We start from the raw sequence: 24,402 nt of genomic DNA, 5'->3' as shown, positions 1-24,402 counted from the left end.
GAGGATAAGCCATGCCACGTTCTCTCAAGAAAGGTCCTTTCCTTGACCTACACTTGTTGAAGAAGGTAGAGAAGGCGGTGGAAAGCGGGGATAAAAAACCAATCAAAACTTGGTCCCGTCGTTCAATGATCATTCCTTCAATGATAGGATTGACCATCGCAGTCCATAATGGTCGTCAGCACGTTCCTGTTTATGTATCTGATGAAATGATCGGCCATAAATTAGGTGAATTTGCACCGACTCGTACATACCGCGGTCACGCGGCAGATAAGAAAGCTAAGAAATAAGAGGTAAATAGATGGAAACTATCGCAAAACATCGTTACGCTCGCACTTCTGCCCAAAAAGCTCGCTTAGTTGCCGATTTAATTCGTGGTAAAAAAGTTGCGCAAGCATTAGAAATCTTAACTTTTACTAACAAAAAAGCTGCGGCTTTAGTGAAAAAAGTATTAGAGTCTGCTATTGCTAACGCAGAGCATAATGATGGTGCAGATATCGATGATCTTAAAGTTGCTAAAATCTTCGTTGACGAAGGTCCTAGCATGAAACGTGTTATGCCACGTGCTAAAGGTCGTGCAGATCGTATTTTAAAACGTACTAGCCACATCACTGTGGTTGTGTCAGATCGTTAATAAGTAGAGGAATAGCAATGGGTCAAAAAGTAAATCCAAATGGTATTCGCCTAGGTATTGTAAAACCTTGGAACTCTACTTGGTTCGCGAATACACAAGATTTCGCCGACAATCTTGACGGTGACTTCAAAGTACGCAAATTCTTAACTAAAGAATTAGCAAACGCTTCGGTTTCACGTATTACTATTGAGCGTCCAGCGAAAAGTATTCGTGTAACAATTCACACAGCTCGCCCTGGTATCGTTATCGGTAAAAAAGGTGAAGATGTTGAAAAATTACGTAACGCAGTATCTCAAATCGCTGGCGTTCCGGCTCAAATCAACATTGCTGAAGTGAAAAAACCGGAATTAGATGCAAAATTAGTTGCAGACAGCATCGCTTCTCAATTAGAACGTCGTGTAATGTTCCGTCGTGCTATGAAACGTGCGGTACAAAGCGCAATGCGTTTAGGTGCTAAAGGTATCAAAGTTGAAGTTAGCGGTCGTTTAGGTGGTGCAGAAATCGCACGTTCTGAATGGTATCGTGAAGGTCGTGTACCTCTACATACTCTTCGTGCGGACATCGATTATAACACTGCAGAAGCTCATACTACATACGGCGTAATTGGCGTTAAAGTATGGATCTTCAAAGGTGAAATTTTGGGTGGAATGGCTGCAGTTGCGCAATCAGAACAACAACCTGCCGACAAGCCTAAAAAGGCTCCGCGTGGCAAAGGTCGTAAGTAAGGAGAAACGCTAAATGTTGCAACCAAAACGTACAAAATTCCGTAAAGTTCACAAAGGTCGTAACCGTGGTATCGCGGGTGGTACTGAAGTTAGTTTCGGTACATTCGGGTTAAAAGCAGTTGGTCGTGGTCGTTTAACCGCTCGTCAAATTGAAGCGGCTCGTCGTGCAATGACACGTGCAGTTAAACGTCAAGGTAAAATCTGGATCCGTGTTTTCCCAGATAAACCAATTACTGAAAAACCATTAGAAGTCCGTATGGGTAAAGGTAAAGGTAACGTTGAGTACTGGGTAGCCTTAATCCAACCGGGTAAAGTACTTTATGAAATGGATGGTGTGTCTGAAGAGATCGCAAGACAAGCATTTGCATTAGCAGCTGCTAAATTGCCAATCAAGACTACCTTCGTAACTAAGACGGTGATGTAATGAAAGCTCAAGATTTACGTACAAAAAGTGTTGAAGAGCTGAATGATGAATTAGTGAACCTTTTAGGTGAACAATTCAAATTGCGTATGCAAACAGCCACCGGTCAGCTTCAACAAACCCATCAGGCTAAACAAGTGCGTCGTGATATCGCACGTGTTAAAACCATTTTAACTGAGAAGGCGGGTGAGTAATGACTGATAAAATTCGTAGCGTACAAGGTAAAGTTGTTAGCGACAAAATGGAAAAATCTTTCGTTGTTGCTATTGAACGTAAGGTAAAACACCCGTTATACGGTAAATTTATCCGTCGTACAACTAAATTACACGTACACGATGAGAACAACGAAGCCAAATTAGGTGATGTAGTAGAGATTCGCGAATGTCGCCCTCTCTCTAAAACTAAATCTTGGACTTTAGTTCGTGTTGTTGAGAAAGCAGTTATTGCTTAATTAACAAGTTAAAAATAAAAGCCAATGGTTTATACCGTTGGCTTTTTTCTTTCCAAAGTTTGCTAAAAAGTCATAAAAATTTGACCGCACTTTAAGCACTCTGATTTAAGCATAAAATTTTGATTGCGTTTATAGCTTGATTTTGGTAAACTCCGCCACCTATCCGCCATATATCTTTATAAGGCATGGATAGGTTCGTCCCGAAAGGGTGTATTATTAACTTAACGGAGCATAAAATATGATCCAAGAACAGACTATGCTGGATGTTGCCGATAACTCTGGTGCTCGCAGCGTAATGTGTATCAAGGTTCTAGGTGGATCGCACCGTCGTTATGCTGCTATTGGTGATATCATCAAAGTTACTGTGAAAGAAGCAATTCCACGCGGTAAAGTTAAAAAAGGTGATGTATTAAAAGCAGTTGTTGTGCGCACCAAGAAGGGTGTTCGTCGCCCAGACGGATCAGTCATTCGCTTCGATGGTAACGCTTGTGTAATTTTAAACAATAACACAGAGCAACCAATCGGTACTCGTATTTTTGGACCGGTGACTCGTGAACTTCGTTCTGAGAAATTCATGAAGATCATTTCTTTGGCACCAGAAGTACTGTAAGGAGAAGTGAGAAATGGCTGCAAAAATTCGTCAAAACGATGAAGTAATCGTACTTGCCGGTAAAGACAAAGGCAAGCGTGGCAAGGTAACTAAAGTGTTACCAAACGGTAAAGTGTTTGTTGAAGGTATCAACATCATCACTAAACATGAAAAACCAGTTCCTGCTTTAGGACAAGCTGGTGGTTTAGTGAAAAAAGAAGCAGCTATCGATGCTTCTAATGTTGCGATTTTCAATCCAAAAACAAACAAAGCTGACCGTGTAGGTTTTAGATTCGAAGACGGCAAAAAAGTACGTTTCTTCAAATCTAACAATGAAATTATCTAACAAACTGGAGTAATGCGATGGCGAAACTGCATGATTACTACAGAGATCAAGTAGTAAACGAGTTAAAAAATAAATTCGGCTACAAATCTGTCATGCAAGTCCCACGAATCGAAAAGATTACCCTGAATATGGGTGTGGGTGAAGCATTGACCGATAAGAAATTGCTAGACAACGCAGTAGCGGACTTAACAGCAATTAGCGGTCAAAAACCTTTAGTAACTAAAGCTCGTAAATCTGTTGCTGGCTTTAAAATCCGTCAGGGATATCCAATCGGTTGTAAAGTAACACTACGCGGTGAGCGTATGTGGGAGTTCTTTGAACGTTTAATTACAATTGCTGTTCCACGTATTCGTGACTTCCGCGGTTTAAGCGCGAAATCATTTGATGGTCGTGGTAACTACAGCATGGGTGTGCGTGAACAAATCATCTTCCCTGAAATCGATTACGATAAAGTAGATCGTGTACGTGGTTTAGATATCACTATCACAACTACTGCTAAGAATGATGAAGAAGGTCAAGCACTACTTGCTGCCTTTAATTTCCCATTCCGTAAATAAGGCAGGTTATAATGGCAAAACAATCAATGAAAGCACGCGATGTAAAACGCGTTAAATTGGCTGAAAAATTCTTCGCTAAACGTGCAGAATTAAAGAAAATCATTTCTGATGTCAATGCCTCTGACGAAGATCGTTGGAATGCAGTGTTAAAATTACAAACTTTACCACGCGATTCTAGCCCTAGTCGTCAACGTAACCGTTGCCGCCAAACTGGACGTCCTCACGGCGTTTTACGTAAGTTTGGTTTAAGCCGTATTAAGGTTCGTGAAGCGGCTATGCGCGGCGAGATCCCAGGCCTTAAAAAAGCGAGCTGGTAATATACCACTTTATTTTGGAATCGGAGAAAAAGTACAATGAGTATGCAAGATCCAATCGCAGATATGTTGACTCGTATTCGTAACGGTCAAGCTGCGAACAAAGTTGCAATCAATATGCCTTCTTCCAAGCTAAAAGTGGCAATTGCCAACGTATTAGCTGCTGAAGGTTATATCGAAAGCGTTAAAGTTTTAGAAGGTGCAAAACCTGAATTGGAAATTACTTTAAAATATTTCCAAGGCAAACCGGTTGTAGAAAGCATCCAACGTGTAAGCCGTCCTGGTCTTCGTATTTACAAACGTAAAGACGAATTACCAAAAGTTATGGGTGGTTTAGGTGTTGCTGTAATTTCTACATCTAAAGGTGTTATGACTGACCGTGCAGCTCGTCAAGCGGGCTTAGGCGGTGAGATCATCTGTTACGTAGCTTAATAGAGGGGTAGGAAAATGTCTCGTGTTGCAAAGGCACCTGTTAATATTCCTGCCGGCGTTGAAGTTAAACTCGACGGTCAGCTATTAACAGTAAAAGGTAAAAATGGCGAGTTATCTCGCGCAATTCATAACTCAGTTGAAGTTAAACAAGATAATGGTCAATTTACTTTCACTCCACGTGAAGGTTTTGTTGGAGCGAATGCTCAATCGGGTACAGCTCGTGCATTAGTTAATGCAATGGTTATCGGTGTTACTGAAGGCTTCACTAAGAAATTACAACTAGTGGGTGTTGGTTACAGAGCTCAAGTTAAAGGCAACGTAGTTGCATTAAGCTTAGGTTTCTCTCACCCTGTGGAGCACACTTTACCAGCAGGTATTACTGCTGAATGCCCTTCACAAACGGAAATCGTTTTAAAAGGTGCTGACAAGCAGTTAATTGGTCAAGTTGCAGCAGATATTCGCGCTTATCGCCGTCCTGAACCTTATAAAGGTAAAGGTGTACGTTACTCTGATGAAGTAGTACGTATGAAAGAGGCTAAGAAGAAATAATTAAGGTAACACTATGGATAAGAAATCAGCTCGTATCCGTCGTGCAGCTCGTGCACGTCATATGATGAGAGAGCAAGGTGTAACTCGTCTAGTTATTCACCGTACTCCGCGTCATATCTACGCACAAGTTATTGCACCAAACGGTTCAGAAGTGCTTGCCGCTGCTTCAACTGTTGAAAAAGCAATTCGTGAGCAAGTTAAATATACCGGTAATAAAGATGCCGCAGCAGTAGTAGGTAAACTTGTTGCTGAGCGCGCATTAGCAAAAGGCGTTAAAGACGTTGCTTTTGACCGTTCCGGTTTTAAATATCATGGTCGTGTCCAAACTTTAGCGGACGCTGCACGTGAAGCTGGTCTACAGTTCTAATGAGGTAAATTGAGATGTCAAACATCGAAAAACAAGCTGGTGAACTGCAAGAGAAGCTAATCGCAGTAAACCGTGTATCAAAAACTGTAAAAGGTGGTCGTATTATGAGCTTTACTGCTTTAACAGTAGTAGGCGATGGTAACGGTCGCGTAGGTTTTGGTTATGGTAAAGCTCGTGAAGTTCCGGCAGCGATCCAAAAAGCGATGGAAAAAGCACGTCGCAATATGATTAATGTCGCTTTAAATGAAGGTACATTACAACACCCAGTTAAAGGTGTTCACACTGGTTCTCGCGTATTCATGCAACCAGCTAGCGAAGGTACAGGTATCATCGCAGGTGGTGCAATGCGTTCAGTGTTAGAAGTTGCTGGTGTACGTAACGTTCTTTCTAAAGCGTATGGTTCAACCAACCCAATCAACGTTGTTCGTGCAACTATTGATGCATTAGCAAATATGAAATCACCAGAAATGGTTGCTGCTAAACGTGGCAAAACCGTTGATGAAATTTTGGGGTAATTGATAATGGCTAAAACTATTAAAGTAACTCAAGTTCGTAGCGCAATTGCTCGTTTACCGAAGCACAAAGCTACCTTGCGTGGCCTTGGTCTTCGCCATATGCACCATACTGTTGAGTTAATCGATACTCCGGCAGTACGTGGTATGATTAACCAAGTTTCATACATGGTTAAAGTGGAGGAGTAAGAGAATGCGTTTAAATACTCTATCTCCGGCTGAAGGTGCTAAGCATAGTGCAAAACGCCTTGGTCGTGGTATTGGTTCAGGTTTAGGAAAAACTGGTGGTCGTGGTCATAAAGGTCAAAAATCTCGTACTGGCGGCGGTGTTCGTCGTGGTTTCGAGGGTGGTCAAATGCCATTATACCGTCGTTTACCAAAATTTGGTTTCACTTCAATGAAATCAGCTGTAACTGCTGAAGTTCGTTTAAACGAATTAACAAAAGTTGAAGGAAATGTTGTCACTTTAGAAGCATTAAAAGCTGCAAACATTTTAACTAAAGATATTCAATTCGCTAAAGTTATCTTAGCTGGTGAAGTGAAGTCTGCAGTTACTGTACGTGGTTTACGTGTAACTAAAGGTGCAAAAGCAGCAATCGAAGCTGCTGGCGGTTCAGTTGAGGAATAATTAGCAAATGGCTAAACAACCAGGTTATCAAAGCAGAAGTACTAATAGTGGTACTGGTGAACTAAAAAGCAGATTGCTTTTTGTATTAGGTGCACTTATCGTTTATCGTATTGGTTCTTTTATTCCGCTTCCTGGTATTGATGCCGCCGTGTTAGCTCAATTAGTTGAACAACAAAAAGGCACCATCATTGATATGTTAAACATGTTCTCTGGTGGTGCATTGAGCCGAGCATCAATTTTAGCATTAGGTATTATGCCGTATATCTCGGCATCTATCGTGATGCAATTGCTTGCTACGGTTTCACCTGCTTTAGCAGAATTGAAGAAAGAAGGCGCAGCAGGACAAAGAAAAATCACCAAGTATACTCGTTATGCAACGGTGGTTTTTGCTACTATCCAAGCTATCGCAATTTCTACCGGTTTACCGAATATGTTGCCACAGTTAGTGCCAAATATCGGTTTTACTTTTTACTTCACTGCAGTAGTGAGTCTTGTGACCGGAACCATGTTCTTAATGTGGTTAGGTGAGCAAATTACTGAAAGGGGTATTGGTAACGGTATCTCAATTCTTGTTTTTGGTGGTATTGTTGCAGGGTTGCCACATGCAATCATCGAAACAGTTGAGCAAGCTCGTCAAGGACAAATGCATCCTTTAGTTCTTCTACTAATCGCTGCTATTGTTTTTGCAGTAACTTATTTTGTTGTCTTCGTAGAACGTGGACAACGTAGAATTCGTGTTGAATATGCTAAGCGTCAACAAGGACGTCAAATTTTAGGTGGTCATTCAACTCACTTACCATTAAAAGTTAATATGGCAAACGTGATGCCAGCAATTTTTGCTTCAAGCATTATTTTATTCCCAGCTACATTGACACAATGGTTTGGTCAGAATGATAAGTTTGAGTGGTTAAATGACTTATCAATGTTGTTGAATCCTGGACAACCTTTATATCTTCTTGTTTATGCGGTAGCGATTATTTTCTTCAGTTTCTTCTACACTGCAATGCAATATAATCCACGTGATACAGCAGATAATCTAAAAAAATCTGGTGCATTTATCCCAGGAATTAGACCAGGTGAACAAACATCACGTTACATTGATAAAGTAATGACTCGTTTAACATTAATTGGCGGTCTTTATGTAACGTTCGTATGTTTAGTCCCTTACATTATGACATCAGCATGGGATGTTAAATTCTACTTCGGTGGTACTTCCTTATTAATCGTTGTTGTTGTAATTATGGATTTTATCGTGCAAGTTCAGAGTCACTTAATGTCGTCTCAATATGAATCTGCGTTAAAAAAAGCAAACCTTAAAGGTTTTGGACAGTAATTGTTCATTTAAGTAAAAAGGATAAGCAATGAAAGTTCGTGCTTCCGTTAAGAAGATGTGTCGTAACTGTAAAATTGTTAAACGTGAAGGTGTTGTTCGCGTATTATGCAGCGACCCTAAACATAAACAACGTCAAGGTTAATTAACATTTCTTCTTGCAAAGAACCGGTTGAGTAGTTATACTACTCAACTCATTTATGTCCTTGGTATTCTGTTTGAGTATCCTGAAAACGGGCTTTTCAAGATCAGAATGCCAAATTAGTTAAAATAATAGGAGTGCATAGTGGCCCGTATTGCAGGCATTAACATTCCTGATCACAAACACGCTGTAATCGCTTTAACTGCAATTTACGGTATCGGTAAAACTCGTTCTAAAAGCATTTGTGCTGCAGCGGGTATTGCTGAAGATGTTAAGATCAGCGAATTGTCTGAAGAGCAGATTGACAAACTGCGTGACGAAGTTGGTAAATTTACCGTTGAAGGTGACTTACGTCGTGAAGTAACACTAAACATCAAACGTCTTTTAGACTTAGGTTGTTACCGTGGTTTACGTCATCGTCGTAGTTTACCGGTACGTGGTCAACGTACTAAAACTAATGCGCGTACCCGTAAGGGTCCACGTAAGCCGATCAAAAAATAGTCGGGGTAAATAAAGAATGGCTAAAACACCAGTTCGTGCACGTAAACGTGTAAAAAAACAAGTTGTAGATGGCGTAGCACACATTCACGCATCTTTCAATAACACAATCGTTACCATTACTGACCGTCAAGGTAATGCTTTAGCTTGGGCTACAGCAGGTGGTTCAGGTTTCCGTGGTTCTCGTAAATCTACCCCGTTCGCTGCACAAGTTGCTGCAGAACGTTGTGCTGAAATCGTTAAAGAATTCGGCTTAAAGAACTTGGAAGTTATGGTTAAAGGTCCGGGTCCGGGTCGTGAATCAACAATCCGTGCATTAAATGCAGCGGGTTTCCGTATCACGAACATCACAGATGTGACTCCGATCCCTCATAACGGTTGTCGTCCACCGAAAAAACGTCGTGTTTAATGGCGTAATAGGATAGTTGGAGAAAGAAAATGGCAAGATATTTGGGCCCTAAACTCAAGCTCAGCCGTCGTGAAGGCACTGATTTATTCCTTAAATCAGGTGTGCGTGCGATTGATTCAAAATGTAAAATTGATACAGCACCAGGTCAACACGGTGCTCGTAAACCGCGTTTGTCTGACTATGGTAGTCAATTACGTGAAAAACAAAAAGTTCGTCGTATCTATGGTATTTTAGAACGTCAATTCCGTAACTACTATAAAGAAGCAAACCGTTTAAAAGGTAATACTGGTGAAAACTTACTAGTATTATTAGAAGGTAGATTGGATAACGTTGTTTATCGCATGGGATTTGCTGCAACTCGCGCAGAAGCTCGTCAATTAGTGAGCCACAAAGCGATTGTCGTAAATGGTCGTGTTGTAAATATCCCATCTTTCCAAGTTTCTGTAAATGATGTCGTTGCTGTTCGTGAGAAATCTAAAAAACAAGCACGTATTAAAGCATCATTAGAATTAGCAGAACAAAGAGAAAAACCAACTTGGTTAGAAGTTGATTCTGCGAAAATGGAAGGTGTGTTCAAACGTGTTCCTGAACGTTCTGATTTATCAGCAGACATTAACGAACATCTGATCGTTGAGCTTTACTCTAAATAATAGTTAAGCTTAAAAGCAAAGAGAGGATAAAATGCAGGGTTCTGTTACAGAATTTTTAAAACCACGCTTAGTAGATATCGAGCAAATTAGCTCTACTCATGCTAAGGTGATCTTAGAACCGTTAGAGCGTGGCTTTGGTCATACTCTAGGGAATGCATTACGTCGTATCCTTCTGTCTTCAATGCCAGGTTGTGCTGTAACTGAAGTGGAAATTGATGGCGTACTGCACGAATATAGTAGTAAAGAAGGTGTTCAGGAAGATATTCTTGAAGTTCTTTTAAACCTTAAAGGTCTAGCGGTTAAAGTACAGAATAAAGATGATGTTATTCTGACATTAAATAAATCTGGAATTGGCCCTGTTGTTGCAGCTGATATCACCCATGACGGTGATGTTGAGATTGTTAATCCATCACATGTAATCTGTCACTTAACAGACGAAAACGCATCAATTAATATGCGTATTCGTGTTCAACGTGGTAGAGGTTATGTACCTGCATCTGCTCGTACTCATTCACAAAATGAAGATCGTCCAATTGGTCGTTTATTAGTAGACGCTTGTTATAGCCCGGTTGACCGTATTGCTTACAATGTTGAAGCAGCACGTGTTGAACAACGTACTGACTTAGATAAACTAGTTATCGAGTTAGAAACTAACGGGACTATTGATCCGGAAGAAGCAATTCGTCGTGCAGCAACAATTTTAGCAGAGCAACTCGATGCATTCGTTGATTTGCGTGATGTTCGTCAACCTGAAGTCAAGGAAGAAAAACCGGAATTTGATCCGATTTTATTACGTCCTGTTGATGACTTAGAGTTGACAGTTCGTTCTGCTAACTGTTTGAAAGCAGAAACAATTCACTATATCGGTGACTTAGTACAACGTACAGAAGTTGAGTTATTAAAAACGCCTAATCTTGGTAAGAAATCTCTTACTGAAATTAAAGACGTTCTCGCTTCACGTGGCTTGTCACTTGGTATGCGCCTTGAGAATTGGCCACCAGCAAGTATTGCTGAAGACTAGTTTGGTCATAGGTTAAGATTTTTCTGAGAAGGATAAGATCATGCGCCATCGTAAGAGTGGTCGTCAACTAAACCGTAATAGCAGCCATCGCCAAGCGATGTTCCGTAACTTAGCAAGTGCTTTAGTTAGTCATGAAATCATCAAGACTACTTTACCAAAAGCTAAAGAATTACGTCGTGTAGTTGAACCGTTAATTACATTAGCAAAAGAAGATAGCGTTGCAAACCGTCGTTTAGCATTCGCTCGTACTCGTAACATCGAAACTGTTGCGAAATTATTCAATGAATTAGGTCCACGTTTTGCTCAACGTGCAGGTGGTTACACCCGTATCTTAAAATGTGGTTTCCGTGCAGGTGACAACGCTCCAATGGCATACATTGAGTTAGTTGATCGTCCAGAAGTTGCAGAAGCAGCAGCGGAATAATAATTTGTTATAAAATGAAAAGGCTCACTAAGTGAGCCTTTTTTATATTTCATTTCTAGAATTCAGCTTCAGCTCTGAATGTCATTTTTTCACCTGTGATGGGGTGCGTAATCGTAAGTTCTTCTGCATGTAAGCATAGGCGAGGTGACATCGATTTAGCTTGTGGGTGAGAATAAAACTTGTCACCTAAAATAGGATGTCCTAGTGCGAGTGTATGTAAACGTAGTTGATGTGAACGTCCTGTGATTGGTGTCAGTTTAACTCGAGTGCAGTTAGTCGGTAATCTTTCTAAAACTTCATAAAACGTGACCGCTCTTTTGCCGAAAACAAAATCAATGCGTTGGCGTGGGCGATTTTCCCAATCACAAATCATTGGAAGATTAATTTCCCCACTATCTTGTTCTAAGTGTCCCCATACTAAAGCGTGATAATATTTCTTTGGCTCACGTTCACGAAATTGACGTTTCAACTCTTTATCTGCTGCTTTACTTAATGCAAATAGAATAATCCCACTTGTGGCCATATCTAAACGATGTGCAGGTTCACAAAATCCAAATTTCTCTTTTACCCGACTCATTGCACTGTCATAGTATTCTGGCTGATTGCCAGGAACTGAAAGTAAACCGCTCGGTTTGTCTACTACGCAGATATGATTATCTTGGTAGATAATATCTAAATACGGTTCTAAAGGGGGATGGTATTCAATGAGTGCCATATTATTCCTTGTTTGTCACTATTACCCGAAGGCTATCTAATCGCCAGCTTGCTTTACTTAACTCTTCCAGAGAAAGCACACGTTGTTTTTCTAATACATCAATTTCTGCTTGGCGAATATTTTTATTTACTGCTTTCAAGGCGATAAGTCGATTGATTTCAGTGCTCAATGTTTGATCTGCTAATTTACTGGCTTCTCGAATTTGAGCTTGTGCAATTTCAGTTATTTTGTGATCGCCTAGTTTAATTAATTGCTCAATATTTGGACGAGCCATTTTGATCATTTTATTCGCAATGTCTTTGCCTAGCGGTTTAAGTTTATTTTGCAATGTATCAAAATTAACTTGTCCGGCGAGATCATTTCCTTTGCTATCCATCAATAATCGAACTGGTGTAGGCGGAAGAAAACGATTCAGTTGCAAACCTTTTGGTGATTGGCTTTCAATCATATAAATCAATTCAACCAACAGAGTACCAGCAGGCAGCTGTTTATTGACTAATAATGCCATCGATGCTTTGCCAATGTCACCAGAAGCGATTAAATCAATGCCTTGACGTATCATTGGATGATCCCAGGTCAGAAATTCTAATTCTTCACGCGCAAGAGCAAGTTGTCGGTCAAAGGTTACTGTAACACCTTCTTCTTTTAGTCCTGGGAAATCAGGAACAAGCATGGTGCCCGTTGGCGTGATGACAATGCTGTTTTCACCTAAATCATCTTGTTCTACACCAATAATATCAAATAAATTCAGTGCAAAATCGACTAATTGTGGCGAATTATCTGTTTGAGCAATTTCTACCGCAAGTCGTTGTGCCTTTTCTCCACCATTAGAATTTAATTCTAACAAACGATCGCGTCCTTTCTCTAAGGCTAAGCGCAATGCTTTTGCTTGTTTTTGCGTTTGGAGAATAAGTTGCTCAAAATCGGCTTTATTTTCTGACCGCACTTTTAGTAATGATTCATATTGTTCAAACAATGTCATGCCAATAGGGCAAGTTTGTTCAAAAGCATTTAAACCTTCATGATACCAACGTGCTAAATCTTGCTGCTCAGAGTTTGCGAGGCAAGGTATATAAATTTGTACATCTCGCGTTTGTCCAATACGATCTAAACGGCCAATACATTGCTCAAGTAAGTCAGGATTTTCTGGTAAATCGAAGAGTATGAGATGACAAGCAAATTGGAAGTTTCGTCCTTCAGAACCAATGCTAGAACTCAGTAAAACTTGAGCGCCATTATCGGTATCGGCAAAATAAGCCGCCGCGCGATCTCGTTCAATGATTGACATTCTTTCATGGAAAACGGCACTGCGAATAGCTTCTTTTTCTCGTAAAATTTGTTCAAGTTGAATTGCCGTTTGTGCAGTTTTACAAATGACTAAGATTTTTTCATTTCGGTGTGATTTTAGAAAATCAATTAACCAATGAATTTTTTCATCTACTTCAGCCGCATCAATCGTTATTTGATGGTAAACCCGATGCGGGAAACCTTTCACCCCTTGGCGTGTATTGCGAAATAAAATACGGCTTGTACCGTGTCGATCGATGAGATTTTGAATGAGCTCTTGTCGCGCAGTTTGCTTCTCATCATCATTATGACAGGCTAAAGCTTTGAATAATGGTTCGACATCTTGCTCATTGAGTAAATCAGAAATATGATTTTTTTCGACCGCACTTAGCGGCTTCTCAGAGAGTAAAGATTGCACAGCATCGGCCACAGGTTGATAATTTTCCTGCTCTTTTAAGAAGGCTTGGTAATCATAAAAACGTTCAGGATCAAGCAAGCGCAAGCGTGCAAAATGACTTTCCAAACCCAGTTGTTCAGGCGTTGCAGTGAGTAATAAAACGGATGGAATAGCGTTCGCTAATTGTTCCACCAATAAATAAGCAGCACTCGGCGCATTTTCTGACCAAGTCAAATGATGCGCTTCATCGACAATTAAACAGTCAAATTCAGCTTCAATGGCTTGTTGTACGCGATGAGGGTGAGCTTTCAACCAATCTAATGCACAGATAATTAAGTTTTCCGTGCTAAATGGATTGATGGCTTGTTCGGCAAAATCTTCACAACGTTCTTCATCAAATAATGAAAAATGCAAATTAAAACGACGAAGCATTTCGACAAGCCATTGATGCTGCAAGGTTTCCGGTACAATAATTAATACACGTTGTACTTTTTCCGCAAAAAGTTGATTTTGCAAAATCATCCCCGCTTCAATAGTTTTACCTAACCCCACTTCGTCCGCTAAGAGCACGCGAGGATTGATACGATTTCCTACCTCTTGTGCAATATGAAGTTGATGAGGAATTAAACCCGCACGATTGCCTCGTAAGCCTCGCAAAGGCGATTGAAATTGAGCTTGTTGATGCAGAAGGGTTTGATAACGCAAGGCAAAATGTTCACTGCGGTCAATTTGTGATGAAAAGAGACGATCTTTTGCCTGGCTAAAAGAAATTATCGGAGAAAGTTCTTTTTCATTGACGATAATCTCTTCGCCTTGCGCATTTTTGACTAAATAAAATAAGAGACCATTCATTTCTTGAATATCAAGGACTTCACCTTGCCAACCTGCTTGGTGATGAAGTTGTTCTCCTTTATTCAACACAATTCGGGTTAATGGTGGTTGTGCTACCGCATAAATTCGGGTTTCATCTGTGGCAGGAAAGTGAAGGGTAACAGAACGGAAATCTAAGGCGGTAATCATCCCTAATCCGAGGCTATTTTCTGTTTCACTAATCCAGCGTTGACCGATTGCAAATGACATCATCTTCCTCTTAATGAATCTCTTAAAATGGGGCGATATTGTAGTCTGATTATAAGGGAATGCAAGGCGAAGGCGAGTAAAAGCATGAAAAATAAAGTGTGATTTTTCTCACAATAATTAAATTAAATATCACCTAAGCTTTACTTTAAAAAAGTGCAGTGTAAAAATGGCATACTTTTTCATAAAACAGGAGTGTTCCATGAATTGGACAGAACGATTTAAAGAAGAATTTTTATCAGGTTGGAAACCTTTTGAAGTGGCATGGGTAGTTATTTTCCTTGCTGCACAAATTATTGCTTATGTTCTTATGCCGGATAGCCCATTAGGCATGATTTCGGGTATCGCAGGTATTCTCTGTGTAGTATTTGTGAGTAAAGGAAAAATTAGTAACTATTTCTTTGGGCTTATTTTTGCTTATACCTATTTTTATGTCTCCTGGGGAAGCAATTTTCTTGGTGAAATGAATACGGCGCTCTATGTATATATCCCATCACAATTTATCGGGTATTTCATGTGGAAACAAAACATGCAAAACGATGATGGTGGTGAAAGTGTAATTGCCAAAGCCCTGACGCCAAAAGGTTGGGCAATTTTGCTTGTGAGTGTTGCGATTGGTACTCTTTGTTTTGTACAGGCTTTAAAAGCAGCGGGTGGGAGTTCTACAACGCTAGATGGTTTAACCACAATTATCACTGTAGCGGCGCAATTATTGATGATTTTGCGTTATCGTGAGCAATGGTTATTATGGATTGTCTTAAATGTGCTTTCCATTTTGCTTTGGCAAGGGCAGCCAGCGATGTATTTAATGTATAGTGCTTACTTACTTAACTCATTATATGGTTATTACAACTGGACGAAACTTGTCAAAGTGGAAAGCCACTAATCACATCAATAAAAAAGGGCATAGTAATATGCCCTTACATTTTTAAATAAAATGCCTTCGTCAACGCAATAAATGCTTCGGTGTACTGATTGTTTTCGTCATAAATCACCAAGCTATCTTTTACCTGTGGTAAATGCTCTCGGCTAAACGTGAGTAATATTCGTTGTGGTGCTTTTCCTATTTTTGTAATGACATCAGTCTGCTTAATGCAATAAAGTGCGGTTGAATTTATCAATGTTTTCCCCGCCTCATAAGGCAAGACAAAACTGATTTTTCCTTTTTCGGATAAACAACTCGTCGCCCAATTTAACCAATCTAAATGGCTTTGTTGAACATAACGGGCAAGAGCACGCTCATCATTTTTACATTCAACGCCTTGTGCAAAATAAGGCGGATTAGCCACAATTAAATCAAATTGATGCGCTGTTTGTTGGCAATAAGTTTGCACGTCTTGGCGTGTTAAATGAAGACGATTGTGCCATGGCGAAGCCTGGAAGTTTTCTTGTGCTTGTTGTGCTGCAAGGGGATCAAGTTCAACGGCTTCAATTTGGCAATATTCATGACTTCGTTGGGCAAGCATTAGTGCAACCAAGCCTGTGCCAGTTCCCATATCAAGAATACGCTGACAATCAGACACATCCGCCCAAGCACCCAGTAAAATGCCGTCAGTACCGACTTTCATCGCACAATGTTGTTGATTAATATGGAATTGTTTAAAGGTAAAGCTGCTCATAAAATCTTGCGGAAAATGACCGCACTTTCAGGTATAATCAGCCCCAATTTTAACAAATTAACGCAAAATAATGAATTTATCCCCATTTGAAGAATTCGATCTTTCCCCCGAATTATTAAAAGCCTTAGAAAAGAAAGGCTACACTCGCCCAACTGCCATTCAATTAGACGCGATTCCTGCTGCCATGGAAGAGCGTGATGTGCTCGGTTCTGCACCAACAGGTACAGGCAAAACTGCAGCATTCTTATTGCCAGCGATTCAGCATTTATTGGATTATCCGCGTCGTAAACCAGGGGCACCTCGTATTTTAATTTTAACGCCAACTCGTGAGTTAGCGATGCAGGTTGCAGAACAAGCGGAAGAGTTAGCGCAATTCACGCATTTGAAGATTGCAACCATTACCGGTGGTGTGGCGTATCAAAATCATGGGGAAGTATTTAATTCAAATCAGGATATCGTGGTGGCAACACCGGGACGTTTATTGCAATACATCAAAGAAGAAAACTTTGATTGTCGTGCGGTGGAAATGCTGATTTTTGATGAAGCGGATCGTATGTTGCAAATGGGCTTTGGCCAAGATGCAGAGAAAATTGCCGCTGAAACGCGTTGGCGTAAACAAACACTCCTTTTCTCTGCCACATTAGAAGGGGAGTTATTAGTTGATTTTGCAGAACGTTTATTAAATGACCCAGTAAAAATCGATGCAGAGCCAAGTCGTCGTGAGCGTAAGAAAATCAACCAGTGGTATTATCACGCCGATAGTAATGAACATAAAATTAAGTTACTTGCACGTTTTATCGAAACTGAGAAAGTGAGCCGTGGTATTGTATTTGTTCGTCGTCGCGAAGATGTACGAGAACTTTCTGAAACTTTGCGTAAACGTGGCATTCGCTCCACTTATCTAGAAGGCGATATGGCACAAACGCAACGTAATAATGCCATTGATAAGTTGAAATCAGGTGTTGTTACTGTGTTAGTGGCTACTGATGTGGCTGCTCGCGGGATTGATATTGATGATGTCACACACGTCATGAACTTCGATTTACCTTATAGTGCAGATACCTATTTACATCGTATTGGTCGTACGGCTCGTGCAGGAAAAAAAGGCACGGCTGTTTCTTTTGTTGAAGCACATGATTACAAATTGCTCGGTAAAATTAAACGCTATACGGAAGAGCTTTTAAAAGCGCGTATTTTAGAAGGGCTAGAACCTCGTACTAAACCACCGAAAGATGGGGAAGTAAAATCCATGTCTAAAAAGCAAAAAGCACGTATGAAAGAAAAGCGTGAAGAAAAGAAAAAATCAGAGGTGAAGAAGAAAGCCAAATTACGTCATAAAGATACGAAAAATATTGGTAAACGCCGTAAACCAAGCACAGAAAAAACAGATGAGAAATAATAAAAAAATAACCGCCACTTATGAAGTGCGGTTATTTTTTTGACTATTTATTGACTTGGCTACCGATTACGCCACCTAATGCGGCACCACCTAATGTGGTCGCGGTATTACCACCAAGCATATAGCCTGCTGCACCACCAATAGCTGCACCAGCTGTTGTATTTTTTTGTGTACGGTTCATATTTCCACATGCAGCAAGGGAAATAACAGTCATCGCGATAACAAGTGATTTTCCAATTAATTTCATAGGATCTCTCCGTGTTTAACATATAAAACTATCCATATTGATAGTACTCCATAAGACAAACGGATATGAATGAAAGTTCAAAAATATGCGTTTTTCGATGTTTTTTTGAACAATTAAATATATTGAATATTAATCTTTAGCTTGATCTAATACTTTCGCAATCACTTTCAAATATTCAATCGCCAATCCATGGTGTCCTGTACTCGCATTAAATACTAAATCTTCACTTAATACACCACAAGGCATATCCTCTGGGATTTTACCGTCCTCATAAGCTTGATAATCTTCTCGCCAGTCACCATCAAAATAATAGTGTTCTAAGGTTTTCATTTTTGGTAAGAAAGCCTGCCATTTTTCAAGAAATTGTTCTGCGTCGGCTAAGAAACTCTCTGCTTCATTAAGAAGGTTTTCCATTTCTGAAATTTTATCTAAGCGTGATTGAGGTAACATAGGTTTCTCCAAAATAAGGTAAAAATAAACCGCACTTTATGTGAACAAAGTGCGGTGAGTTTATCATACGTTTTTAGACTTACACATCATAAGTAGTAGATGCAGTATTACCGCCGCGACCTGTCCAGTTGGTGTGGAAGAATTCACCACGTGGTTTATCAGTACGCTCATAAGTATGTGCGCCGAAGTAGTCACGTTGTGCTTGCAATAAGTTTGCTGGCAAACGGGCTGAAGTGTAACCGTCTAAGAAGGTAATCGCAGATGCCATACATGGCATTGGAATGCCCACTTCGATAGATTTTGCCACCACTTTACGCCAGTCACTTAATGCGTTTTCTAAAATGCCTTTGAAGTAGCTATCTGAACCCAAGAAGATTAAATCTGGATTTGCTTCATATGCATCACGAATGTTACCTAAGAAACGGCTACGGATAATACAACCTTCACGCCATAATAATGCGGTTGCACCGTAGTTGATGTTCCAGCCAAATTGTTCAGAGGCTTCACGAATCAGCATAAAGCCTTGTGCATAAGAAATGATTTTTGACGCCAATAAGGCTTTACGTACCGCTTCAATCCACACTTTTTTATCGCCTTCAACAGGTTGAATTGTTTTACCAAATAGTTGGTTAGCGGCAACACGTTGATCTTTAAATGAAGATACGCAACGAGCAAAGACAGATTCAGTGATTAAGGTTAATGGAATACCGAAATCTAATGCATTGATACCCGTCCATTTACCTGTCCCTTTTTGGCCAGCTGTATCTAAGATTTTTTCAACTAATGGCTCACCATCGGCATCTTTATAACCAAGAATATCGGTGGTGATATCAATTAAATAGCTATCAAGTTCAGTTTTTTTCCATTCTGCGAAGATAGCTTGCATTTCTTCATAGCTTAAGCCTAAACCTTCTTTTAAGAATTGGTAAGCTTCACAGATTAATTGCATATCGCCATATTCGATACCGTTATGAACCATTTTTACAAAGTGGCCAGCACCTTCGCCACCAACCCAGTCACAGCAAGGTTCACCTTGTTCTGTTTTAGCAGCGATGGCTTGGAAGATTGGTTTAACATATGGCCATGCTTCGTGGTTACCACCCGGCATGATAGAGGGGCCATGACGAGCACCTTCTTCACCACCAGAAACACCCGAACCGATAAAGCGAATGCCTTTTTCAGCCAATGCTTTAACACGACGGTTGGTATCAGGATAGTTTGAGTTACCCCCATCAATAATAATGTCGCCTTCTTCTAGGTGCGGTAATAATGCCTCAATGAATTGATCTACCACATCACCCGCACGTACCATTAACATCACTTTACGTGGTTTTTCTAATTTAGAAGCTAAATCTTCTAAAGAGTATGCACCGATAATATTGGTGCCTTTTGCCGCACCTTGTAAAAATTCATCCACTTTTGAAGTGGTACGGTTATATGCCACAACTTTAAAGCCATGATCATTCATATTTAAAATGAGGTTTTGCCCCATTACGGCTAAGCCGATAACACCGATGTCGCCTTTTACTGACATTGTTTTCTCCTGTTTGTAAGGTACAAGTCTTTGTACCGATTGAATATGTTGGTATAACTAAATTTCACCCTATATTTATTGATATATTTTATCCTCTAAAAGCTCTTGAAAAGATAAAAAGACAGTCATTAAAAAATCAAAGATTATTTTACCTTCAATATTAGAGGTTGCTTTCAGTGTTGAGTTAATATTATCAAGTATACATGCAATATTTTGGTTTTTAACTTCGAATTTCTTATCTAATATTCTTTTTCCATAGTCATATAAAAACTTAAGGAAGTTTTTGCTTTCTAAAATACGAACATGGTTAGGGTAACTTTCTGTTGCTATATAAACATTATCTTCAGTTTTATATGCGGTTAGATTTAGTTTTAAAAAACCAGAGTAGGATATAGAAATTACATCTTTATATGATCGAATGTGAGCATGTTTACCTATATGTCCATTAACAATACTTGAGTTTTCTATAATTGCATCATCAAAGATAATTGAATTTTCAATTGAAGAATCACAAATTTTACTTTTATCTAAGATGTATGAGTTTCCACAAATTGTAGATGTACCTAAAATCATAGCATCTCCGTATACCGAAGAGTTATTTTCAACAGATGAATCTTCACAAACTATAGCATTTCCAGAGGCTGTTGCGTTATGGATGAGCATTGCATTATCACGAACTATAGCATTTTCAGAAACCATCGCATTATCTAGAACTTTACTATTTCCAAGAACCTTTGCGTTATCTTTTATCCAAGCTTTGCCTATATGTGATAAATTATTTTCACTTTCAATATATCCTCCGAGAGAGCCTTCTTCAACAATCGGGGGATCCCAATAGTTATCTTCTTCGTCATCATAGAGGTAAATTGTTATTAGCGCTTCTATTTGATAAAGTGTTCTTCCTTCATAAACAATAGTATTATTTGTTAAACGATATTTTTTCATTATTTAATTTAAAATAGTATGGAAAATACTATCCATAACTCCACGTTTGGTCATCTTAACTCTTCGCCTGCGTACTCATATGCCGCGTAAAAAAACAATATGCGGATAATAATCTACAGCTTGCGGAGCAGATAAAAGCAAGATTTTGGCTTGTGGATGTAAGATTTGTTTAGTGTGTTCAATCAACTGTAAGATGACACCCTGTTTCTGATATTCTATAGCAAAACTTCCTTTAAATTTCTCTAATTAAAGAATTGCCTTGCTCTAACGTGTCTAGCCACTGCCATTTTTCATGACCGACGAGTTTACTTTCTTCTAAAGAAAATGTTGTACAACAACGACCCAGACGATTTTCTAGAGATTGATTTAAATGTTGATACGTAAATTCAATTTGAGTATCGTCAATCCATTTTCCAATTAAAAAGCCTTTTAAAATTTCACCGCCACCATATTCTGCCCAAATCATGTTGCCCTGTTGATGGTAATGAAATTCTGTTTGGCTACTGACCTCACCATTTGCGGTGTTTTCAACAGCAACAAATTTTTTATTATCTAAATTCAACATTAAGTCACTCCGCATCTGATGTATCTATATCTTATTTTTGCATAATGTAATGCATTTCTACATTTTTCGCTTTTGCGGCTTTTTCTAGATCTACTTTATCACTTTGACTATCTCCAACAAGGTATAAAGATACATTCTTACCGACCTTTTCTGCATTATTTAGTCCATACATAGCAACTGCTTTATTCACAGATTGACTGTTCCCTGCAATTCCGATGTGTAAATTATCTGTAGCTAAAAGAGATACGAGTCGTTTTCCTGAAGTACCACCTGCGGTTCTAATCGTTGCTACAAGCATTCCATTTGAAACTGGGTTTCCTGCTTCTGGAACTTGAAGCATTACTGAGCGATTATCTTTTGGCATTTGTGCCGCTAACTGATCTAAAGATGGACCAGATGAACAAGCAAATAAAAAGGTTGAAGTCAGTAGTACAAACAGTTTTTTCATTTTTGTCTCCATATCATTCTAATAAATTAACTCTTCGTCCACGCACTCATATGTTGAGTAAATCCAATATGCGGATAATAATCCACTGCTTGTGGAGCTGATAAAAGCACGATTTTGGCTTGTGGATGTAACGCCTGTTTGGTGTGTTCAATTAACTGCAAGCCGATACCTTGTTTTTGATATTGTTCATCAACCGCTAAATCAGATAAATAACAGCAATAGGCAAAATCCGTCACGGAACGTGCCACACCTACTAATTGTTCACCATCCCAAGCGGTGACTAACAAATCCGCATGATGCAGCATCGCTGCGACACGTTTTTCATCCTCTAACGGACGGCGTGCCCCGAGCGTTGTTTTATTTAGTAATTCAATAAATTGTTTAACTGAAACTGGTTCATTCACTTTGTAGTCTATCATTTTGCAACCCTATGATATTTGATACTCAACTTGTTATAGCAATTTCGCCGCCGCTTTATCCAAATACCATTCCGTCACTCCATTTTTTGCTTTAATTTTTGCTGCGGGATAAGGCAGATTCTCTGCAGGAGTCGTTTGGATTTCTTTTAAAATATCCGCTTTGCTTTCGCCGGTGACCAAATAGGTAATGCGTTTGGCTTGTTCAATGAGTTTGGCTGTTTTAGAAATGCGAATTTGACCACTTTCAGGGTGTTTAGCAATGACAGCTGGGTTTTCATCATCAAAATTAGTTTGATGTGGGAAGAGAGAAGCGGTATGACCGTCAGTTCCCATACCTAAAATGATCCAATCAAAAACACCGTTTGGAATGACCACACTTAATTCTTCTTCGAAGCGTTTTAACTCAAAGTGCGGTTCATTTTCGCCACGAATTCGGTGGATATTTTCTGCGGGAATTTGAATATGATCGAATAAGAGTTTTTGCACTTCACCGTAGTTGCTTTCTGAATCTGTTGGTGGAACCATGCGATCATCACCCCACCAAAAATGCAGATTCTTCCAGTTGATTTGTTCGGTATAAGGCGCTTTGGCTAAAGTTTTGAATAACAGCTTAGGTGTTGAACCGCCAGAAAGAGAAATATGCACAGGGTGACTTAATTGACTATAAATCACAAATTCTTGGGCAATCTTTTCAACAGCGTGTTGAGCCGTTGGGAAGGTAATGGTGTTCATGTTTGTTTCTCTCTATTCGGTGATAAGCCTTCTTCTATTGAAGAAGGCGAGATATTAATGATTAAACCTTTTTCTTCATTTTACCGCTTGGTTTACGCCATACGCGACCACTTTTCGCAATGAGTTTTTCGGCTGCAACAGGTCCCCAAGTGCCCGCTTCATATTCGTAGATTCGACCACCCGATTCTTTGTAATCCAAAATCGGTTGCACAAATTTCCATGCAGCGTGCACCGCATCCGTACGCGCAAAGAGTGTGGCATCGCCTTTCATCGCATCAAGCAATAAGCGTTCATAAGCCGTGAGTACTTGCTCATCGGCCAAATCGGCATAACGGAAATCCATTGAGACTTCTTTCGCTTCAAAGCCCGCACCTGGCTTTTTCAAACCGAAGCGCATTGAAATGGCTTCATCAGGTTGAATACGGATGATCAATTTATTCTCAGGCGCATTTTGACTGAATACCGGATGTGGCGTAGTTTTGAAATGAATCACAATTTCTGTCACACGTGCCGGTAAGCGTTTACCTGTACGCACATAGAAAGGTACGCCAGCCCAACGCCAGTTTTCGATTTCGCAACGTAATGCCATAAAGGTTTCAGTGCGAGAGTTAGCCGGCACGCCTTTTTCTTGTAAATAACCTTTAACTTCTTTGCCATCAATTTCCGCAGCAGTATATTGACCAAGCACTAAGTTGTGCTCAACGTCATCTTGCGTTAATGGACGTAAAGAGTGCATGACTTTGGCCACTTCATCACGCATTGAGTTCGCATTGATGATTGCCGGTGGTTCCATGGCAACCATGGCGAGAACTTGTAATAAGTGGTTTTGGAACATATCACGCATTGCACCAGAGCCATCATAATAGCCACCACGTTCTTCTACGCCAATGGCTTCTGCCCCCGTAATTTCGACATAATCAATGTAATTACGGTTCCAAAGCGGTTCGAATAAGCCATTTGAGAAGCGTAAAACAAGTAGGTTTTGAACGGTTTCTTTACCTAGATAATGGTCGATACGATAGATTTGATGCTCTTCAAAGAAACGATGAATTTGGACGTCGAGTTCTTGTGCGGTTTTTTCATCGTAACCAAAAGGTTTTTCGACAATAATACGTTTCCAACCCTCGTCTTCTGTATTTAAACCATGAGCCGCAAGACATTCTGGAATCACACCATATAAGCTTGGTGGCGTGGACATATAGTAAAGGGTGTTGCCATTCGTTTGATATTTAGTATGTAATTCTTCTAAACGAGGGACTAATTTACCGTAATCGGCCGCATCTGATGTGTTTACCGCTTGGTAATAGAGATGACTACAAAAAGCGTCTAGCGTTTCTGGAGTGGTTTCTTCTGTTTCAAGTAACGCTTCGCGCATTTTTTCACGGAAAGTCTCATCGTTTAATTCTGAACGCGCGACACCTAATACAGAAAATTTGTTTAAACGACCAAATTTGAAGAGATTATAAAGTGCTGGAATGAGTTTACGGTGAGTTAAATCACCGGAAGCACCAAAAATCACGATACAGTTATTATTAGTTTGCATATTATTCCTTATTGTTCCGAGTAGTATTT

General features: G+C 39.8%; 37 protein-coding genes and 1 pseudogene. 25 read left to right on the top strand and 13 right to left on the bottom strand.

The features are described from left to right. Positions 1-11 precede the first annotated feature (11 nt). From rpsS to rplQ, 23 genes are all read left to right on the top strand, one after another. Complete coding sequence (rpsS, locus tag HMPREF2732_RS09485) at positions 12-287, top strand: 30S ribosomal protein S19 (protein WP_005539416.1); 276 nt, start codon at positions 12-14, stop codon at positions 285-287. An 11-nt stretch (positions 288-298) separates the two neighbouring features. After that, positions 299-631, top strand: coding sequence for a 50S ribosomal protein L22 (gene rplV, locus HMPREF2732_RS09480; protein ID WP_005625897.1), 333 nt, complete (start codon positions 299-301; stop codon positions 629-631). A gap of 17 nt (positions 632-648) precedes the next feature. Continuing rightward, positions 649-1,356, top strand: a complete 708-nt coding sequence (gene rpsC, locus HMPREF2732_RS09475) for a 30S ribosomal protein S3 (RefSeq protein ID WP_005640982.1) — start codon at positions 649-651, stop codon at positions 1,354-1,356. Positions 1,357-1,369: 13 nt separating this feature from the next. Next, the gene (rplP, locus tag HMPREF2732_RS09470; protein WP_005695088.1) at positions 1,370-1,780 is read left to right on the top strand and encodes a 50S ribosomal protein L16; all 411 of its coding nucleotides are present in this window, start codon (positions 1,370-1,372) and stop codon (positions 1,778-1,780) included. Next, a complete protein-coding gene (gene rpmC, locus HMPREF2732_RS09465; protein WP_014064571.1) occupies positions 1,780-1,971 on the top strand; it encodes a 50S ribosomal protein L29 in 192 nt (63 codons plus the stop codon). The genes rplP and rpmC overlap by 1 nt, the downstream gene beginning before the upstream one ends. Beyond that, positions 1,971-2,228 carry a 30S ribosomal protein S17 gene (gene rpsQ / locus HMPREF2732_RS09460; protein ID WP_005695091.1) on the top strand — a complete coding sequence of 86 codons (258 nt, stop codon included), beginning with the start codon at positions 1,971-1,973 and terminating at the stop codon, positions 2,226-2,228. The genes rpmC and rpsQ overlap by 1 nt, the downstream gene beginning before the upstream one ends. A 238-nt stretch (positions 2,229-2,466) precedes the next feature. Beyond that, complete coding sequence (gene rplN / locus HMPREF2732_RS09455) at positions 2,467-2,838, top strand: 50S ribosomal protein L14 (protein WP_005619403.1); 372 nt, start codon at positions 2,467-2,469, stop codon at positions 2,836-2,838. A gap of 13 nt (positions 2,839-2,851) precedes the next feature. Beyond that, complete coding sequence (rplX, locus tag HMPREF2732_RS09450; protein WP_005695092.1) at positions 2,852-3,163, top strand: 50S ribosomal protein L24; 312 nt, start codon at positions 2,852-2,854, stop codon at positions 3,161-3,163. A gap of 17 nt (positions 3,164-3,180) precedes the next feature. After that, the gene (gene rplE, locus HMPREF2732_RS09445; RefSeq protein WP_018356926.1) at positions 3,181-3,720 is read left to right on the top strand and encodes a 50S ribosomal protein L5; all 540 of its coding nucleotides are present in this window, start codon (positions 3,181-3,183) and stop codon (positions 3,718-3,720) included. An 11-nt stretch (positions 3,721-3,731) separates the two neighbouring features. Then, positions 3,732-4,037, top strand: a complete 306-nt coding sequence (gene rpsN, locus HMPREF2732_RS09440) for a 30S ribosomal protein S14 (RefSeq protein ID WP_007242504.1) — start codon at positions 3,732-3,734, stop codon at positions 4,035-4,037. Between the two features lie 36 nt (positions 4,038-4,073). Further along, the gene (gene rpsH / locus HMPREF2732_RS09435) at positions 4,074-4,466 is read left to right on the top strand and encodes a 30S ribosomal protein S8 (protein ID WP_005625877.1); all 393 of its coding nucleotides are present in this window, start codon (positions 4,074-4,076) and stop codon (positions 4,464-4,466) included. 15 nt (positions 4,467-4,481) lie between these two features. Next, complete coding sequence (gene rplF, locus HMPREF2732_RS09430; protein WP_070592717.1) at positions 4,482-5,015, top strand: 50S ribosomal protein L6; 534 nt, start codon at positions 4,482-4,484, stop codon at positions 5,013-5,015. A 13-nt stretch (positions 5,016-5,028) separates the two neighbouring features. Beyond that, the gene (gene rplR, locus HMPREF2732_RS09425; RefSeq protein WP_005695097.1) at positions 5,029-5,382 is read left to right on the top strand and encodes a 50S ribosomal protein L18; all 354 of its coding nucleotides are present in this window, start codon (positions 5,029-5,031) and stop codon (positions 5,380-5,382) included. Between the two features lie 14 nt (positions 5,383-5,396). Beyond that, on the top strand, positions 5,397-5,897 hold the full coding sequence (gene rpsE / locus HMPREF2732_RS09420) for a 30S ribosomal protein S5 (protein ID WP_005695098.1): 501 nt from the start codon (positions 5,397-5,399) through the stop codon (positions 5,895-5,897). Positions 5,898-5,903: 6 nt separating this feature from the next. After that, a complete protein-coding gene (gene rpmD, locus HMPREF2732_RS09415) occupies positions 5,904-6,083 on the top strand; it encodes a 50S ribosomal protein L30 (RefSeq protein ID WP_046339253.1) in 180 nt (59 codons plus the stop codon). Positions 6,084-6,087: 4 nt separating this feature from the next. Continuing rightward, positions 6,088-6,522 carry a 50S ribosomal protein L15 gene (gene rplO / locus HMPREF2732_RS09410; protein WP_005695100.1) on the top strand — a complete coding sequence of 145 codons (435 nt, stop codon included), beginning with the start codon at positions 6,088-6,090 and terminating at the stop codon, positions 6,520-6,522. A gap of 7 nt (positions 6,523-6,529) precedes the next feature. Next, on the top strand, positions 6,530-7,855 hold the full coding sequence (gene secY, locus HMPREF2732_RS09405; protein ID WP_005695101.1) for a preprotein translocase subunit SecY: 1,326 nt from the start codon (positions 6,530-6,532) through the stop codon (positions 7,853-7,855). 28 nt (positions 7,856-7,883) lie between these two features. Then, on the top strand, positions 7,884-7,997 hold the full coding sequence (gene rpmJ / locus HMPREF2732_RS09400) for a 50S ribosomal protein L36 (protein WP_005625868.1): 114 nt from the start codon (positions 7,884-7,886) through the stop codon (positions 7,995-7,997). A gap of 141 nt (positions 7,998-8,138) precedes the next feature. Next, complete coding sequence (gene rpsM, locus HMPREF2732_RS09395) at positions 8,139-8,495, top strand: 30S ribosomal protein S13 (RefSeq protein ID WP_005548758.1); 357 nt, start codon at positions 8,139-8,141, stop codon at positions 8,493-8,495. A 16-nt stretch (positions 8,496-8,511) separates the two neighbouring features. Beyond that, the gene (rpsK, locus tag HMPREF2732_RS09390; protein ID WP_005543603.1) at positions 8,512-8,901 is read left to right on the top strand and encodes a 30S ribosomal protein S11; all 390 of its coding nucleotides are present in this window, start codon (positions 8,512-8,514) and stop codon (positions 8,899-8,901) included. A gap of 29 nt (positions 8,902-8,930) precedes the next feature. Then, the gene (rpsD, locus tag HMPREF2732_RS09385) at positions 8,931-9,551 is read left to right on the top strand and encodes a 30S ribosomal protein S4 (protein WP_005625866.1); all 621 of its coding nucleotides are present in this window, start codon (positions 8,931-8,933) and stop codon (positions 9,549-9,551) included. Positions 9,552-9,582: 31 nt separating this feature from the next. Next, positions 9,583-10,572 (top strand): DNA-directed RNA polymerase subunit alpha, encoded by a 990-nt coding sequence (locus HMPREF2732_RS09380; RefSeq protein WP_005695102.1) that lies wholly within the window; start codon positions 9,583-9,585, stop codon positions 10,570-10,572. A 40-nt stretch (positions 10,573-10,612) separates the two neighbouring features. Beyond that, on the top strand, positions 10,613-10,996 hold the full coding sequence (gene rplQ / locus HMPREF2732_RS09375) for a 50S ribosomal protein L17 (RefSeq protein ID WP_005695104.1): 384 nt from the start codon (positions 10,613-10,615) through the stop codon (positions 10,994-10,996). A 55-nt stretch (positions 10,997-11,051) separates the two neighbouring features. Here rplQ and rluA read toward each other — a convergent pair whose 3' ends face one another. Further along, positions 11,052-11,711 (bottom strand): bifunctional tRNA pseudouridine(32) synthase/23S rRNA pseudouridine(746) synthase RluA, encoded by a 660-nt coding sequence (gene rluA / locus HMPREF2732_RS09370; protein WP_070592710.1) that lies wholly within the window; start codon positions 11,709-11,711, stop codon positions 11,052-11,054. 1 nt (position 11,712) lies between these two features. Beyond that, positions 11,713-14,475: an RNA polymerase-associated protein RapA gene (gene rapA, locus HMPREF2732_RS09365; RefSeq protein ID WP_070592706.1), complete on the bottom strand. Its 2,763-nt coding sequence runs from the start codon at positions 14,473-14,475 to the stop codon at positions 11,713-11,715. Between the two features lie 199 nt (positions 14,476-14,674). On the opposite strand from rapA, the gene pnuC reads away from it, so the two are divergent. Beyond that, positions 14,675-15,358: a nicotinamide riboside transporter PnuC gene (pnuC, locus tag HMPREF2732_RS09360; protein ID WP_070592705.1), complete on the top strand. Its 684-nt coding sequence runs from the start codon at positions 14,675-14,677 to the stop codon at positions 15,356-15,358. 34 nt (positions 15,359-15,392) lie between these two features. Here pnuC and HMPREF2732_RS09355 read toward each other — a convergent pair whose 3' ends face one another. Further along, a complete protein-coding gene (locus HMPREF2732_RS09355) occupies positions 15,393-16,091 on the bottom strand; it encodes a tRNA1(Val) (adenine(37)-N6)-methyltransferase (RefSeq protein ID WP_070592702.1) in 699 nt (232 codons plus the stop codon). A 70-nt stretch (positions 16,092-16,161) separates the two neighbouring features. Here HMPREF2732_RS09355 and srmB point away from each other — a divergent pair, with 70 nt between their 5' ends. After that, positions 16,162-17,490: an ATP-dependent RNA helicase SrmB gene (gene srmB, locus HMPREF2732_RS09350; RefSeq protein ID WP_070592701.1), complete on the top strand. Its 1,329-nt coding sequence runs from the start codon at positions 16,162-16,164 to the stop codon at positions 17,488-17,490. 43 nt (positions 17,491-17,533) lie between these two features. Here the strand turns inward: srmB and HMPREF2732_RS09345 are convergent, their stop codons facing one another. The 10 genes and pseudogenes from HMPREF2732_RS09345 to zwf all read right to left on the bottom strand — a co-directional run bounded on the left by HMPREF2732_RS09345 (position 17,534) and on the right by zwf (position 24,373). Next, on the bottom strand, positions 17,534-17,737 hold the full coding sequence (locus HMPREF2732_RS09345) for a surface antigen (RefSeq protein ID WP_049357284.1): 204 nt from the start codon (positions 17,735-17,737) through the stop codon (positions 17,534-17,536). A gap of 129 nt (positions 17,738-17,866) precedes the next feature. Continuing rightward, a complete protein-coding gene (locus tag HMPREF2732_RS09340) occupies positions 17,867-18,187 on the bottom strand; it encodes a DUF4298 domain-containing protein (protein ID WP_070592700.1) in 321 nt (106 codons plus the stop codon). Positions 18,188-18,266: 79 nt separating this feature from the next. Beyond that, positions 18,267-19,721: a decarboxylating NADP(+)-dependent phosphogluconate dehydrogenase gene (gene gnd, locus HMPREF2732_RS09335; protein WP_070592699.1), complete on the bottom strand. Its 1,455-nt coding sequence runs from the start codon at positions 19,719-19,721 to the stop codon at positions 18,267-18,269. Positions 19,722-19,796: 75 nt separating this feature from the next. After that, positions 19,797-20,666, bottom strand: coding sequence for an LbetaH domain-containing protein (locus HMPREF2732_RS09330; RefSeq protein WP_049364698.1), 870 nt, complete (start codon positions 20,664-20,666; stop codon positions 19,797-19,799). 55 nt (positions 20,667-20,721) lie between these two features. Next, positions 20,722-20,882: pseudogene (locus tag HMPREF2732_RS09995) on the bottom strand (GNAT family N-acetyltransferase); the annotation flags it as partial. Positions 20,883-20,898: 16 nt separating this feature from the next. Beyond that, positions 20,899-21,231: an avidin-fold protein gene (locus tag HMPREF2732_RS09325; RefSeq protein WP_049364699.1), complete on the bottom strand. Its 333-nt coding sequence runs from the start codon at positions 21,229-21,231 to the stop codon at positions 20,899-20,901. Positions 21,232-21,262: 31 nt separating this feature from the next. Beyond that, the gene (locus tag HMPREF2732_RS09320; protein WP_065421611.1) at positions 21,263-21,679 is read right to left on the bottom strand and encodes a hypothetical protein; all 417 of its coding nucleotides are present in this window, start codon (positions 21,677-21,679) and stop codon (positions 21,263-21,265) included. 26 nt (positions 21,680-21,705) lie between these two features. Then, positions 21,706-22,098, bottom strand: a complete 393-nt coding sequence (locus HMPREF2732_RS09315; protein ID WP_049364701.1) for a GNAT family N-acetyltransferase — start codon at positions 22,096-22,098, stop codon at positions 21,706-21,708. 33 nt (positions 22,099-22,131) lie between these two features. Then, entirely contained in the window at positions 22,132-22,830 is a 699-nt protein-coding gene (gene pgl, locus HMPREF2732_RS09310; protein WP_049364702.1) for a 6-phosphogluconolactonase, read from the bottom strand. A gap of 61 nt (positions 22,831-22,891) precedes the next feature. After that, complete coding sequence (gene zwf / locus HMPREF2732_RS09305; RefSeq protein ID WP_049364703.1) at positions 22,892-24,373, bottom strand: glucose-6-phosphate dehydrogenase; 1,482 nt, start codon at positions 24,371-24,373, stop codon at positions 22,892-22,894. Positions 24,374-24,402 lie beyond the last annotated feature (29 nt).

It is taken from the genome of Haemophilus sp. HMSC061E01 (assembly GCF_001810345.1).
Lineage (GTDB): Bacteria > Pseudomonadota > Gammaproteobacteria > Enterobacterales > Pasteurellaceae > Haemophilus_D.
This window is presented reverse-complemented; position numbering and strand designations above follow the sequence as displayed.